Here is a 14,278-nt window from a genome sequence, read left to right on the forward strand (position 1 = left end):
CCGGCTTCCGGCCATGGGTCGTGTTCGTTACGGCGGGATCCGCTCCGAGCCGGTGCGCCCGTCGAACCCGGAAGGGACATCATCATGGTCACCATGAACCGCAACAAGGTCGTCATCGTCGGCACCGGCCAGGTGGGCGCCACCGCCGCGTTCGCCATCGTCACGCACGGTCTGTGCAACGAGCTCGTGCTCATCGACCATTTCGCCGCCAAGGCGACGGGGGAGAGTCACGACCTCGACGACGGCAGCGAATTCCAGGACCGTCACGTCAAGGTGCGCACCGGCGACTACGCCGACTGCCGCGACGCGGACATCGTCGTCGTCACCGTGGGCCGCAAGCCGCCGGCCAACTCGACCCGTCTCGCCGAACTCGGCTTCACCGTCGGCCTCGTCGGCGACGTCGTCGACCACGTCATGGCCTCCGGCTTCGACGGCGTGATCGTCATGGTCTCCAACCCGGTCGACGTGATGGCCTGGTACGCATGGAAGCGCTCCGGACTGCCGCGCGCGCAGGTGCTCGGCACCGGCACGGCGCTCGACACCTCGCGCCTCAAGACCATCATCGGCGAAGAGACGGGACTCGACCCGCGCAACGTGGGCGGGTTCGTCATGGGCGAGCACGGCGACTCCCAGTTCGCCGCATGGTCCACCGTCTCGCTCGGAGGCAAGCCGTTCGCCAAGTTCCTCGCCGACAACCAGAGCCGCTTCGCCTCCGTCTCCACCGCCGAGATCGAACGCAAGACGCGCATGCGCGGCAACGAGATCGTCGCCGCGAAGGGCGGCACCAACTTCGGCATCGCCTCCACCGTCGCCGGCATCGTGCAGACGATCCTGTGGGACGAACGCCGCATCGTGCCCGTCTCCACGCTGCTCGACGGCGAATACGGCGAGCATGACGTGTTCCTCGGCGTGCCCACCGAACTGCGCGCCAACGGCGCCAACGAGATCGTCGAACTCGAACTCACCGAGGAGGAGCACGCGAAGCTCCACCATTCCGCCGAGCTCGTCCGCTCCTACTGCGAGGGGCTGCTGTGATCCCGGCCGCGCACGTCCCGCCGCAATCCCGTCTCGTCGTCGCCGACCTCGACGGCACGCTGCTGCACGGCGCCCCCACCTTCGAAGGGCGGCACCTCACCGAACGGTCCATCGAAGCCATCGAACGCCTGCACGACGCCGGATACCGCTTCGCCATCGCCACGGCCAGGCCCGTGAGCACCGGCTACGCTCTCGCGGAGCGGCTGCCGGTCGACGCCTGCATCTACCTCAACGGCGCGCTCATCGACTTCAACCCCGCGAAATCCGACTACGAGATGCTCACCTCGGGCCGCCTGCCCGCCGACGGGCATCTCATGAAGATCGGGTTCCCGTCGTCCCGCGCCTGCGAGGTGTGCCGTTCGCTGCTCGACGCGATGCCCGATCTCGAGGTCGGCATCGTCATGGACGACGTGCGGTACACGAATTTCGATGTGAGCGTCTACTGGAAGACGCAGACGTGGCGGTTCACCGACTTCACCGAAGAGGACGTGCCCGCGGGGACCGCCGACAAGATCATCGCGTTCCCGAAGGGGGAGCAGCGCGAGACGATCCGTCGTCTGATCCCCGACGATTTCGCGCTGTCCGTCTCCGAAGGCACGCTGTACATGTTCATGAACCCGAAGGCGAACAAGCGCGACGCGCTGGACATCCTGTGCGGGCGGATGGGCATCGCCCGCGAGCGGACAATCGCCTTCGGCGACGATCTCGTGGACATCGACATGATGCGGGCCGCGGGCACCAGCGTCGCCGTCACGAACTCCAACCCCAAGGTCCTCGCCATCGCCGACGAGATCTGCCCGTCCAATGACGAGGACGGCGTCGCCCAGTGGATCGAGACGCATCTGCTGTAGATTCCGCATCGCATGCCGGACGAAAGTTCAATTCCCTTCCGTCCGGCATGCGAAACACGATGCCGCGGGAATTGAACTTGTCTTGAACTCCTTCTAGGTTATGAACCAATGTTCAATACGGATATTGAACTTCATGGTTTGGAGGAAGACATGTCCACAGCGGTGTTCGCGGAACGGCTCCACGAGGCGATGAACGACAGGGGATTGAAGCAGGTCGACCTGGTGCGCGCCGCCGAGGACCGGGGCGTGAGGATGGGCAAGAGCCACATCAGCCAATACGTCGCCGGCAAGACCATGCCCCGCGAGGACATCCTCGACTTCCTGGCGGCCGCGCTCAACGTGGACGTGGCATGGCTCAGGGGCGACCGTGGAACAACGGACGGGACCGCCGAAGGTGACGGGAACGCGCCCATCGCATCGCAGGCCTCCGATGGAGCCTCCGACGCGGGCTCCGATTCCGCGGCGCCGTCCGATGCGGCGACGACCGACGGCGGCTGGCACCCGGATTCGGCACCCGCCCCGCGCCGACGCACGTTCGGCAAGTCGCACAAGCTCGACAACGTGCTCTACGACGTGCGCGGCCCCGTCGTCGACGAGGCGGCCCGCATGGAGGCAGACGGCACGCACATCCTCAAGCTCAACATCGGCAACCCCGCGCCGTTCGGCTTCCGCACGCCGGACGAGGTCGTCTACGACATGGCCCATCAGCTCACCGAGACCGAGGGCTATTCGCCGTCCAAGGGCCTGTTCTCCGCACGCAAGGCGATCATGCAGTACGCGCAGCTCAAGAACCTGCCGAACGTCACCATCGACGACATCTACACCGGCAACGGCGTGAGCGAGCTCATCAACCTGTGCATGTCCGCCCTGCTCGACGACGGCGACGAGGTGCTCATCCCGAGTCCCGACTACCCGCTGTGGACCGCCTGCGTGAACCTCGCCGGCGGCACCGCCGTCCACTACGTGTGCGACGAGGCCTCCGAATGGTATCCGGACATCGACGACATGCGCGCCAAGATCACCGACCGCACCGTCGCCATCGTGCTCATCAACCCGAACAACCCGACCGGAGCGCTCTACCCGAAGGAGGTGCTGCAGCAGATCGTGGACCTCGCGCGCGAGCACCATCTCATGATCTTCTCCGACGAGATCTACGACCGCCTCGTCATGGACGGGCTCACGCACACGTCGATCGCCTCGCTCGCCCCCGACCTGTTCTGCGTCACCTTCTCCGGCCTGTCGAAGTCGCACATGATCGCCGGCTACCGCGTCGGCTGGATGGTGCTGTCCGGCAACAAACGCATCGCCAGGGACTACATCGAGGGCATCAACATGCTCGCCAACATGCGCATCTGCTCGAACGTGCCCGCCCAGTCCATCGTGCAGACCGCGCTCGGCGGCCACCAGAGCGTCAACGACTACATCGTGCCCGGAGGCCGCCTCTACGAGCAGCGCGAATACATCTACAACGCGATCAACGCGATCCCCGGCCTCTCCGCCGTCAAACCGAAGGCCGCGTTCTACATCTTCCCGAAGATCGACGTGAAACGGTTCAACATCCGCGACGACGAGCAGTTCGCGCTCGACCTGCTGCACGAGAAGCGCATCCTCATCACCCGCGGCGGCGGTTTCAACTGGGCGGAGCCCGACCATTTCCGCATCGTCTACCTGCCGCGCATCGAAGTGCTCAAGGACGCGACCGCCAAGATCGCCGACTTCTTCGGCTACTACTGGCAGAACTGACTCCCGGACTTCCGGGCAGGACCCCATCATGGCCGTCGACATCGACCGCGAACTCGTCCGATGCGACCGCGTCATCGCGCAACGCATCGCCCCATACGTCCACGCCACGATCGCCCCATGCGACGTGCGCGCCGCCGCCAACCCCGGGGAGCCGGAACCCGCCGACGCGTTCCTCGCCCGCGCCCGCGCCGGAACGGCGGGATTCCGCCCGTTTTCCGTACCCGGACCGTGGGGGACGACATGGGGCACCACGTGGTTCGAGATATGCGGCCGCGTCGACCGCGAAGCCACGCGCGGCCGCGACGTCGAACTCGTCACGGACCTCGGCTGGAACCGTCCCGACTGGCCGGGATTCCAGGCGGAGGGACTCGTCTACCGTCCCGACGGCACGGTGGTCAAAGCCGTCAACCCGCGCAACCGGTGGGTGCCGCTCGTCCGCGCCGACGGCACGGACGTCGCCGGACTCGACGCCGACGGCCGGTTCACGCTCTACCTGGAGGCCGCGTGCAATCCCGACCTGAGCGAGGCGGGCGGATTCGCGCCCACCATGCTCGGCGGCGATCCGACCGGCGTGCGCGACCTGCCGTATGCGGTGAACCGCATGGACGTCACTCTGTTCGACCGGGACCTGCACGCCCTGATGATGGACCTCGAAACCGTATCCGGTCTCATCCGCGAGCTGCCCGCCGGCGAGCCGCGCCGATGGCGGCTCGCCGGGGCGCTGCGACGCGCGTTGGACGCCTACGACGAGCGCGACCGCACGGCGAGCGTCCCGCGGGCGCGTGCCGCACTCGCCGACGTGCTCGCCTTGCCCGCCGCGCCGAGCGCGGTGCGCCACATCGCCGTCGGCCACGCGCACATCGACACCGCATGGCTGTGGCCGATGCGCGAGACCCGGCGCAAGGTGGCGCGCACCGTCGCCAACGTGCTTGCACTCATGGACGAGGACCCCGACATGACGTTCGTCATGAGCTCCGCCCGGCACTACGCGTGGCTCGAACACGACCACCACGACCTGTTCACTCGGATGCGCCGCCGCATCGACGAGGGCCGGTTCATCCCCGTGGGCGGCATGTGGGTCGAAACCGACGCGTTGATGCCCACCGGCGAATCATTGGTACGCCAGTTCACCGCCGGACTCGCCTACTTCCGTGAACGTCTCGGCGTGCGCCCGCACGGCGTATGGCTGCCCGACTCGTTCGGATTCGCCGCCAGCCTGCCGCAGATCGCCCGCCGCGCCGGCTTCGACTGGTTCCTCACCGGCAAGCTCTTCTGGAACGACACGAATCCGCCGCGCCACCACGCCTTCCTGTGGGAGGGAATCGACGGCACGCGTATTCTCGCGCACATGCCGCCGTCCGCCACCTACGGCTCCACGATGGGGATGGACGAGCTCATGCGCTCGCAGCGGAAGCTTACCGACAAGGACCTCGTCGGCGACGCGATCATCCTCTACGGGCACGGCGACGGGGGAGGAGGCCCCACCCGCGAGATGACCGCGCGGATCCGCCGCGCGCACGACTTGGAAGGCGCGCCGCGCGTCGATTTCGGCACGCCCGACCGACTATTCGCCGCACTGCGACGCGATCTCGTCGGCGACGCGCACGGCGCGGACGAAACGCCCGTGCATCGCGGCGAACTGTACCTCGAACTCCACCGCGGCACGACCACGGCCCAGCAGGAGATGAAACGATACTGCCGCGAAGAGGAATCCCTGCTGCGCGTCGTCGACCGTCTCACCGCGACCGCGCTCGTGCGCGTCCCCGGCTACGAGCCGCCGCGCGACGAGATCGACCGCATCTGGAAGCGGCTCCTCGTCGACCAGTTCCACGACATCCTGCCCGGTACTGGCATCGCCCGCGTCCACCGCGAGGCACGGGAGACCTACGCGCGTGACATCGCACGGCTGCGTGCGATCGCCGCGGAGACGGCGCGCCTGCTCGCCGCGCACGGCAACGGCGGAGGCGACCCATCGACCGCGGCCGGGGACGGTCGGAAGGATTCTCCCGACGGCGACGGGCGCAGTGTCCGAGCCGTCCGCATCACACGCGACGCCGACGGCGCGACGTTCGACAACGGCCTCATCCGCGCGCGCATCGCCGCGGACGGCACCGTGGACTCCCTGATCGACCTCGCCGCGGACCGTGAGATCGTGCCTGAGGGGACGGCCATCGGCCGGTACGAGCTGCTGCGCGACGAACCGTCGCAATGGGACGCATGGGAGCTGGAACGGGACGCGTTCGACACCGCCGTGCCGCTCACGGACGGGACGCTCGCCGACGTCGCCGCCACGGCGCACGGCGACGAGGCGGGCGCGGCGACGGCCGTGAGCGACGTCACCGCGGACGGCGTGCGGATACGCACGCGCGTCACGCTACGCCCCGGCGCGCGTGTGCTCGACTTCCACGCCGACGTGGACTGGCATGCGCCGGAACGCATGCTCAAAGTCGACATCCCTGTGGCCGTGCACGCCGACCGTGCGCGGTTCGAATGTCCGTACGGATTCGTGGAACGGTCGGTCACGGCCGGCCCACTCGGGGAGAACCCCGCATACGAGAGCTGCACGCACCGGTTCGTGCGCGTCGCCGAACCCGATGGCGGCTATGCGGTCGCCGTCGTCAACGGCTCCACCTACGGCGCCGACGTGTCGTCGATCCGCCGCGATCCGATGCGGGGGAGCGCGGGCGGCGTGATGATCCGGCCGTCACTGCTGTCCGCGCCGCGCTACCCCGATCCGGACACCGACATGGGCCGTCATGCGTTCGACTGGTCGGTGCTCGTCGCGGCGGACATGCCGGCGACGCTCGCCGAGGCCACGCGGCTCAACACACCGGACATCGACGGCGCGGCGGCCGTTCCGCCGATCGCCGTGCTCGACGATATGCGGGGCGTGATCGTGCTCGATTGGGTGAAACCCGCCGACGACGGCTCCGGCGACATCGTCCTGCGGCTGTACGAGGCGGCGGGAGGCCGGGCGCGGGCGACGCTGCACCTCGACCCCATACTCGACGGATGCACGATCACGGAGACCGACCTGACGGAAAGGGAGGCGCCTGCGCCGGATCTGCCGCGCGCGCTCGCCGGTGCGCCGACGGTCGGACGCGACGGCGTGCCGCTCGTGTTCGGGGCGTTCCAGCTGGCCACCTTGCGTATTCGGAGACGAGTGCCGTGACATGGCGGCGCAGGGCGGCGATACGGCCCGCATGCGGGACGCCGCAGCACCGCGGATATGCGAAAAGGGGCGGTTCCTTTCCGGGAAATGGATTCCGGAAAGGAACCGCCCCTGCGGTTCGGGCTCGTGGTCTCAGACCGGTCGCGTCATGGATGCGATCAGGCCTCGGCCTTCTTGCCTTCGAGCACCTTGTAGGCGAAGCCCATGACCAGCACGTACAGGCAGCCGACGGCCATCACGAGGATGCCACCGAACTGGCCGGCCGCGTCGGCCGCGACGCCCATGATCGGCGGGAAGATCGCGCCGCCGATCAGGCCCATGAGCATGAGGCCGGAGATCTCGTTCTGACGGTCCGGACGGTACATGAGCGCGTGGGAGAGGAACAGGGAGAACACGTTCGAGTTGCCGAAGCCGACGAGGGCGACGGCGACCCAGAACAGCCACACCGGCGGGTTGTCCTGCACGAGGGCGAAGACCGCGAAGCACACGGCGGAGGCGGTCATGATGACGCCGCAGATGCGCAGGCCGACCTTGTTGCTGATCTTCTGGAGCACGATGCCGCCGGTGAAGCAGCCGATCATACGGGCGATGAAGTAGACCATCGTGGCGGTCGCGGCGATCTCGGTGAACTGGTCGCCGGTGTGCTCGGTCAGGATACGCGGGGCCTGGGCGTTGATGCCGACGTCCACACCCACGTGGGCGACGATGCCGAGGAAGCACAGGAACACGATGCCGTCGGAGAACAGCAGCTTGAAGCAGCGGCCGATGGTGGTGGTGCCGGCGTCCGGGGCGGGCTCGTCGATCTTGTCGAAGGCGAGCAGGACGTAGCCGACGATGCCGACGACGAAGTAGATCACGAAGAGAATCCACCACATGTTCAGCTTGGTGGCGCCCCAGATGGCGATGTACGGGGCGAACAGGGAGGCGAAGGCCTTGACGAACTGGCCGGTGGTCAGCGTGGAGGCGAGCTTGTCGCCCTTGACGAACACGGTCAGCAGCGGGTTGAGCGACACCTGCATGAGGGTGTTGCCGATACCAAGGAAGGCGAAGGAGATGACGATCAGGACGAGGCGCGGCGTGCCGGACAGGGCGACGTAGGCGATGATCGGCAGGGCCATGGCCACGAGCGTGACGAGGATGGACCACAGCACGGTCTTGCGGCGGCCGATCTTGTTCATCAGCATGCCGGTCGGCACGGAGAAGATGAGGAACCAGAAGAACACCATCGTGGTGAACAGGTTCGCGGTGCCATCGGCGAGGTTGAACTCGCCCTTGACGTAGTTCGTCGCGGTGCCGACGAGGTCGACGAAGCCCATGACGAAGAAGGCGAACATCACCGGAAGGATCTTCGCGAATCCGGCGTTGCCGGTCTTGGCGGTTTCGTTGCTCATTGTATAAATCCCTTTTTCCTGTAATGAGACTGACGAAATTGTCGATATTCGATATTCAGTTATGGCTGCCTGGCGTCAGCGGTGGATCCAACGGTCCGCGACGTGCGCGGCGGTCGTTGCCGCGGCGTTGAACGGACCGTCGGATCCCAATGCCAGGAAAGGTGGTGTCGGAACGATCCTCCGGTCGGGCGGAGGCCGTCGCTTGCGGATCGTTCCGGTGGGTCGTGGCGTGGCTTACTTGCCGGCCTCGGCCAGGTAGTCGGTCATCTTGGCCGGGTACTCCGGCCAGGCGCCGTTCTGGGTGCACACGAAGGCGGCGGTGTTGACGGCCTTGCGGTGCGCTTCGGAGAGCGTGTCGCCCAGCAGGATGCGCGCGGTGAACGTACCGGAGAAGGAGTCGCCGGCGCCGACCGTGTCGACGACCTCGACGCGCGGGGTGTCGACGGTGGAGATCTCGCCGTTCTTGGAGATGATCGTGGAGTAGGCGGAGCCCGCGGTCAGGATCACGTAGTCGAGCTTGTACTGCTCGAGGAACCAACGGCAGGCGTCCTCGCCGGAGGTGCCGCGGATGTCGAACATGTCGCGCAGGAGGAGGAGCTCCTCGTCGTTGATCTTGAAGACGGTGGCGGCGTCGAGCAGCTCCTCGATGAGCTCCTTGGAGTAGTGGTCGCCGCGCAGGTTGATGTCGAAGAACTTCATCGCGCCCGGCTTGGTCTTCTTGAGCAGCTCGGTGATGGTGGCGTGGGACTCGGGGGAGCGCAGCGCCAGGGTGCCGTAGCACACGGCGTCGGCCTGCTCGACGACCTCGATGAGCTGACGGGTGTACAGGATGTGGTCCCAGGCGACGCCCTTGACGATCGTGTACTCCGGGATGCCGTTGCGCAGCTCGACCTCGACGGTGGAGGTCGGCCAGGCGTTGCGCTGGATGACGGCGTGGATGCCGGCCTTGGCGGTCTCGGCCAGGAGCTCGTCGCCGAGCTCGTCCTCGCCGACGGCGGAGATGGAGTAGCCGTCCGCGCCGTTCATCATCGCGTGGTAGGCGAAGTTCACCGGGGCGCCGCCGGCGCGCTTGCCGGAGGGCAGCATATCCCACAGGAGCTCGCCGAGGGAGAGAACGATGGGCTTGGACATGATGGTTCCTTTCCTTCTGTTGGTTTTCCGTATGGAAATCTTGGGTTTCGCGGTCAGCTCAGGTCGAAGAACATCGAGGGATGGTCGAGGAACTGGGTGGCCGCCACCGCCGCGGTGCCGCAGACGGTCGCGTCGGTGGGCATGGTGGACAGTCTGATTTCTGTGGAGTCGTAGATCTCGCGGATTGACCGGCTCCGGACCGTGGCGCGCACCTCGTCGAGCAGCAGGTGTCCCGCTTCCGAGACGATGTCGCCGATGATGATGAGCTGCGGGTTGAACGTGTTGAAGATGTTGACGCATCCGTAGCCGATGTACCGGCCGATGCGGCGGACCATCTCCACGGCCTTGTCGACGCCTTCCTTGGCGAGGGCGAACAGGGCGCGGGTCGCCTCCGCGTTGCTCATCAGCTCGGCGTGGGGCACGGGGCCTCCCTCCTCGATGAGCATCTCGCGGATGGCCGGGGTGGAACAGTATCGTTCGAGGCATCCGCGGTTGCCGCAGTCGCACGGCTTGCCGTCGATGTCGATGGAGACATGACCGATCTCGGTGGCGGCGCCGAGCGCGCCGTTGATGATGCGCTCGTTCTCGATGACCCCCAGGCCGACGCCTTCGCCGACGAGGAAGTAGGAGATGTCGTCCTCCCCGTGCGATTCGGGATCGAACAGGTAGTGGGCGAGCGCGCCGGCGCGGGCGTCCTGCTCGACGAACACGGGGACGCGGAAGGCGTGGCCGAATTCCTCGATGAAGTTGACGTCGCGCCATCCGAGCATGGAGGAGACGACGGCCGTGCGGCCTTCGTCGCGCATGTACGGGCCGGGGACGGCCATGGCGATGGCGATGATGGACGGGTCCGCGTCGAGCAGCGACTCGAGACGGACGTGCATGAGCCTGACGGCCTCGCCGATGGTCTCGTTGGTGACCGGCGGCAGGTCCTCCAGGCCGAGCGCGTTGCCGCACAGGTCGAACACGCCGACCTGGACGAGCGAGCGGGCGAATTTGACGCCGATGATGTGGAATCGCTCGGTGTCGAGGTTCAGTCCGATGGAACGGCGGTTCTTCGCGCCCTCCATGTCGCCGGTCTCCTCGATCGCGCCGGCTTCGATGAGCTGTGCGGTGATCTTGGTGATGGCGGAGGGGGTGAGGTTCAGCGCCTTGGCGATCTGCGCCCGGGAGCTGACCCCGTTGTGGTACAGGTGCTGGAGTACGCGGGAACGGTTGGATTCCGCCACCGTCGCTTGGGATGCCGTGGTGTTCGGCGTGGTACTGCTGTTCATCTCGACACCTCCTTGCGCGATTGAGTGGTTGTCCGCTCGCCGTTGAATCTGAACTTCGTTGACATATTAACGCGGTTAATACATGAACGCAATTAAGAATTGTTGTGGCGTGTCGCGAAAACGTTTGCGTGTCGCAAGTGGTGACGTGCTACGCGGTCGCGCGTCATTCCGGACGCGCCGTTAATGTAAAGATAGTTGACAAATAAAGGACGTCGTTTTACGATACATACCAATCGTCACAAGGCAGTGACGGTCCATCTCAAGGAGGAGTTAGGAACATGTCATTCAACAAGCGTCTCGTCGCATGCGCGGCCGCCGTGGCCGCACTGTCCATGGGACTCGCCGGCTGCGGCTCGTCCGCCAACGATTCGTCCGGCTCGTCCGACGGCGTGGTGAACATCACCTACATGCACCGTCTGCCCGACAGCGAGGGCATGACCCTGGTCAACGACATCGTGGCCAAGTGGAACAAGGAGCATCCGGACATCCAGGTCAAGGCCACCAAGTTCGACGGCAAGGCCTCCGACATGATCAAGAAGCTCGAGACCGACGTCAAGTCCGGCGAGGCGCCCGATCTGGCGCAGGTGGGCTACGCCGAGCTGCCCGAGGTGTTCACCAAGGGCATGCTGCAGGACGTCACCCAGTACGCCGAACAGTACAAGGACCACTTCGCCTCCGGCCCGTACAGCCTCACCCAGGTGGACGGCAAGTCCTACGGCCTGCCGCAGGACACCGGCCCGCTCGTCTACTTCTACAACAAGGCCGAGTTCGCCAAGCTCGGCATCGACTCCGTGCCGCAGAGCGCCGACGAGTTCATCGACGCCGCCAAGAAGGCCGCGGCCTCCGGCAAGTACATCATGTCCTACCAGCCCGATGAGGCGGGCAACATGATCTCCGGTCTGGCCGGCGCCTCCGGCGGCTGGTACAAGGTCAAGGGCGACGCCTGGGTGGTCGACACTGAGACCGACGGCTCCAAGGCCGTGGCCGACTTCTACCAGCAGCTGCTCGACGCCAAGGCGGCGACCACCAACCCGCGTTGGGACCCGTCCTTCGACGCGTCCATCAAGGACGGCTCGCTCATCGGCACCGTGGCCGCCGCATGGGAGGCCCCGCTGTTCGTGACCTCCTCCGGCGGCACCGGCTCCGGCGACTGGCAGGTCGCCCAACTCGGCGACTGGTTCGGCAACGCCGGCAAGACCGGCCCCGACGGCGGCTCCGCGGTCGCGGTCCTCAAGAGCTCCAAGCACCCGAAGGAGGCCATGGAGTTCCTCGACTGGTTCAACACCCAGGTGCCCGACCTCGTCTCCCAGGGCCTCGTCCCCGCCGCTACCACCGAGGACGCCGAGACCCCGTCCGAGTGGGGCGAGTTCTTCGGCGGCCAGGACATCATGAAGGAATTCAAGGACGCCAACAACAACATGGGCGACTTCACCTACATGCCCGGCTTCTCCGCCGTCGTCGCGAAGATGAACGAGACCGCCGCCAAGGCCACCGACGGCTCCGGCAAGGTCGAGGACATCTTCTCCGACGCGCAGACCACCTCCGTGGACACGCTCAAGAACCTCGGCCTGTCCGTGGCCAAGTGACCATGCGCCGCCCCGGACCGCGGCCCGGGGCGGCCCCATACCGCGATCGTCCAGGACGATGACGTCGAAAGGCCGGAGCCGCGACGCTCCGGCCTTTCGACGTGACCGCCCCGGGACCGGGGCCGCGAACCCGAACCATACGAAAGACAGGTCTCCCATATGACTGCAACAACGCACACGGCGAAGACGCCGTCCGCGGGCCGCGCCGGCAGGCCGAAGCGGTCGGACGCCGCCAAGCGCGAGAACCGAACCGGCTGGGCCTTCATGGCCCCCTTCGGCATCCTCTTCGCCCTCGTCTTCATCCTGCCCATCATCTGGGCCATCTACTCGAGCTTCTTCCGCCAGGTCACCGTGGGCGGAGGCGCCTACGGCGGCGGCGAACTCGTCAACAAGTTCGTCGGGCTGCAGAACTTCCGATACGTCGTCACCTCGCCCGCATTCTGGGCCGGAACCGGCAGGGTGCTGCTCTACACGCTCATCCAGGTGCCGGTCATGATCATCTCCGCGCTCGTGCTGGCCATGCTGCTCGACTCGTTCATCGTCAGGCACGTCACCGGATTCCGCCTCGGCTACTTCCTGCCGTACGCGATCCCAGGCGTCGTCGCCTCGATCATCTGGGTGTTCCTCTACAACGGCCAGATCTCGCCCATCGTCAAGGCGCTCGCCGCCATCGGCATCCAGGTCGACTTCTTCGCCGACAACATCGTCATCGCCTCGATGGCCAACATCACCACATGGACGTTCACCGGCTACAACATGCTGATCTTCCTCGCCGCGCTGCAGGCCATCCCGCACGACCTGTACGAGGCGGCCCGCATCGACGGCGCCAACGGGCTGCAGATCGCCTGGCACATCAAACTGCCGAACGTGCGCGCCGCCGCGCTGCTCGCCATGCTGCTGTCCATCGTCGGCACCATCCAGCTGTTCAACGAGCCCCAGGTCATGGCCATCTCCGACCCGGGCATCTCCAAGTCGTACACGCCGATGATGATGGCCCTCAACACCTCGCAGGGCACCCTCACCCCGGGCGGCGACGGCCCCGCCTCGGCCATTGCCATCGTCATGGCGTTGATCGCCGGCGTGCTCGCCGCCGTCTACGCACTCGTCGAAAGGAAGGTGAACGAGCAGTGAGCACCGCAACCAAGGAATCCCGCGCCGCGGCGCGCGCACGCAGGAAGGCCGACAGGATCCGCGACCTGCATGCCAACGACCTGCCCCGCTCCATGCAGCCCTCCGCGGCCGTGCGCATCGTCACCATCGCCGTGCTGGTGCTGGTCCTTATCTACTTCCTGTTCCCGATCTACTGGGCGATCATCGCATCCACCAAGACGCCCAGCCAGATGACCGGCGGCAACGGCCTGTGGTTCGCCGTCGGCATCGCGGAGCTCCCCGACGCCATCGCCAAGAACTACGCGACGCTGCTCGGATGGACCCGCGGCCAGTTCTGGCGGTGGGTCGCCAACTCGCTGGTCTACTCCGGCGTCTCCGCGCTCATCGGCACGCTCGTGGCCGTGATGGCCGGCTACGCGACCGCGAAGTTTGCCTTCCGCGGCAGGAACGCGGCCATCGGCGTCATCATGGGCTGCATGCTCATGCCCGCGGCGCTGCTGACCATCCCGCAGTATTCGATCTTCCACGCCATGCACCTGACCAACACGATGCTGTCGATCATCATCCCGTGCTGCGTCTCGCCGTTCGGTTTCTTCCTCGGACGCGTGTACGCGCAGACCTCCGTGCCCAACGAGCTGCTGGAGGCGGCGCGCATCGACGGCGCCAGCGAGGCCAGAATCTTCTTCACCATCGTGCTGCGCATCCTCGCGCCCGCCATGGTCACGATCTTCCTGTTCCTGTTCGTCGCCACGTGGAACAACTTCCTGCTGCCGCTCATGATGATCTCCTCCGACACGCTCAAGCCGGTCACGCTCGGCCTGTACGGCATGGTGTCGCTTGCCACGTTCACCGACCGCGGCGCCCTGATGATGGGCGCGCTGCTCGGCGTCCTGCCCGTCATCGTCCTCTTCCTCGGACTCCAGCGGTACTGGCAGGCCGGACTCGCCGCCGGAGCCGTCAAGGGCTGAACTCCGCGCCGCCGCAC

Annotated in this window: 10 protein-coding genes; 7 read left to right on the forward strand and 3 right to left on the reverse strand. The window is 66.5% G+C overall.

The annotated features are described in order from the left end of the window. Nucleotides 1–84: 84 nt before the first annotated feature. From BSTEL_RS01055 to BSTEL_RS01070, 4 genes are all read left to right on the forward strand, one after another. On the forward strand, nucleotides 85–1,035 hold the full coding sequence (locus BSTEL_RS01055; RefSeq protein WP_034526072.1) for an L-lactate dehydrogenase: 951 nt from the start codon (nucleotides 85–87) through the stop codon (nucleotides 1,033–1,035). Next, on the forward strand, nucleotides 1,032–1,886 hold the full coding sequence (locus tag BSTEL_RS01060) for an HAD family hydrolase (protein WP_034526074.1): 855 nt from the start codon (nucleotides 1,032–1,034) through the stop codon (nucleotides 1,884–1,886). The genes BSTEL_RS01055 and BSTEL_RS01060 overlap by 4 nt, the downstream gene beginning before the upstream one ends. A gap of 150 nt (nucleotides 1,887–2,036) precedes the next feature. Next, the gene (locus tag BSTEL_RS01065) at nucleotides 2,037–3,629 is read left to right on the forward strand and encodes an aminotransferase class I/II-fold pyridoxal phosphate-dependent enzyme (RefSeq protein WP_169741207.1); all 1,593 of its coding nucleotides are present in this window, start codon (nucleotides 2,037–2,039) and stop codon (nucleotides 3,627–3,629) included. A 28-nt stretch (nucleotides 3,630–3,657) separates the two neighbouring features. Continuing rightward, nucleotides 3,658–6,801 carry an alpha-mannosidase gene (locus tag BSTEL_RS01070; protein ID WP_034526079.1) on the forward strand — a complete coding sequence of 1,048 codons (3,144 nt, stop codon included), beginning with the start codon at nucleotides 3,658–3,660 and terminating at the stop codon, nucleotides 6,799–6,801. 158 nt (nucleotides 6,802–6,959) lie between these two features. Here the strand turns inward: BSTEL_RS01070 and BSTEL_RS01075 are convergent, their stop codons facing one another. The 3 genes from BSTEL_RS01075 to BSTEL_RS01085 all read right to left on the reverse strand — a co-directional run bounded on the left by BSTEL_RS01075 (nucleotide 6,960) and on the right by BSTEL_RS01085 (nucleotide 10,597). Continuing rightward, complete coding sequence (locus BSTEL_RS01075) at nucleotides 6,960–8,192, reverse strand: MFS transporter (RefSeq protein ID WP_034526083.1); 1,233 nt, start codon at nucleotides 8,190–8,192, stop codon at nucleotides 6,960–6,962. 234 nt (nucleotides 8,193–8,426) lie between these two features. After that, nucleotides 8,427–9,323, reverse strand: coding sequence for a carbohydrate kinase family protein (locus BSTEL_RS01080; protein WP_034526087.1), 897 nt, complete (start codon nucleotides 9,321–9,323; stop codon nucleotides 8,427–8,429). A gap of 53 nt (nucleotides 9,324–9,376) precedes the next feature. Next, on the reverse strand, nucleotides 9,377–10,597 hold the full coding sequence (locus BSTEL_RS01085) for an ROK family transcriptional regulator (RefSeq protein WP_034526089.1): 1,221 nt from the start codon (nucleotides 10,595–10,597) through the stop codon (nucleotides 9,377–9,379). A gap of 278 nt (nucleotides 10,598–10,875) precedes the next feature. Between BSTEL_RS01085 and BSTEL_RS01090 the strand changes: the two genes are divergently transcribed. The 3 genes from BSTEL_RS01090 (at nucleotide 10,876) to BSTEL_RS01100 (ending at nucleotide 14,261) form a co-directional block, all read left to right on the forward strand. Beyond that, entirely contained in the window at nucleotides 10,876–12,183 is a 1,308-nt protein-coding gene (locus BSTEL_RS01090) for an ABC transporter substrate-binding protein (RefSeq protein WP_034526094.1), read from the forward strand. A 159-nt stretch (nucleotides 12,184–12,342) separates the two neighbouring features. After that, nucleotides 12,343–13,314, forward strand: coding sequence for a carbohydrate ABC transporter permease (locus BSTEL_RS01095; protein ID WP_034526098.1), 972 nt, complete (start codon nucleotides 12,343–12,345; stop codon nucleotides 13,312–13,314). Next, nucleotides 13,311–14,261: a carbohydrate ABC transporter permease gene (locus BSTEL_RS01100; protein WP_034526099.1), complete on the forward strand. Its 951-nt coding sequence runs from the start codon at nucleotides 13,311–13,313 to the stop codon at nucleotides 14,259–14,261. The genes BSTEL_RS01095 and BSTEL_RS01100 overlap by 4 nt, the downstream gene beginning before the upstream one ends. Nucleotides 14,262–14,278: the final 17 nt, after the last annotated feature.

The sequence above is a fragment of the Bifidobacterium stellenboschense genome (assembly GCF_000741785.1).
Taxonomy (GTDB): Bacteria; Actinomycetota; Actinomycetes; order Actinomycetales; family Bifidobacteriaceae; genus Bifidobacterium; species Bifidobacterium stellenboschense.

What these genes read in the sequence shown, in the direction of transcription:
- BSTEL_RS01055 (WP_034526072.1), top strand. Translation starts at nt 85, where the DNA reads ATGGTCACCATGAACCGCAACAAGGTCGTCATCGTCGGCACCGGCCAG.
- BSTEL_RS01065 (WP_169741207.1), top strand. Translation starts at nt 2,037, where the DNA reads ATGTCCACAGCGGTGTTCGCGGAACGGCTCCACGAGGCGATGAACGAC.
- BSTEL_RS01070 (WP_034526079.1), top strand. Translation starts at nt 3,658, where the DNA reads ATGGCCGTCGACATCGACCGCGAACTCGTCCGATGCGACCGCGTCATC.
- BSTEL_RS01075 (WP_034526083.1), bottom strand. Translation starts at nt 8,192, where the DNA reads ATGAGCAACGAAACCGCCAAGACCGGCAACGCCGGATTCGCGAAGATC.
- BSTEL_RS01080 (WP_034526087.1), bottom strand. Translation starts at nt 9,323, where the DNA reads ATGTCCAAGCCCATCGTTCTCTCCCTCGGCGAGCTCCTGTGGGATATG.
- BSTEL_RS01085 (WP_034526089.1), bottom strand. Translation starts at nt 10,597, where the DNA reads ATGAACAGCAGTACCACGCCGAACACCACGGCATCCCAAGCGACGGTG.
- BSTEL_RS01090 (WP_034526094.1), top strand. Translation starts at nt 10,876, where the DNA reads ATGTCATTCAACAAGCGTCTCGTCGCATGCGCGGCCGCCGTGGCCGCA.
- BSTEL_RS01095 (WP_034526098.1), top strand. Translation starts at nt 12,343, where the DNA reads ATGACTGCAACAACGCACACGGCGAAGACGCCGTCCGCGGGCCGCGCC.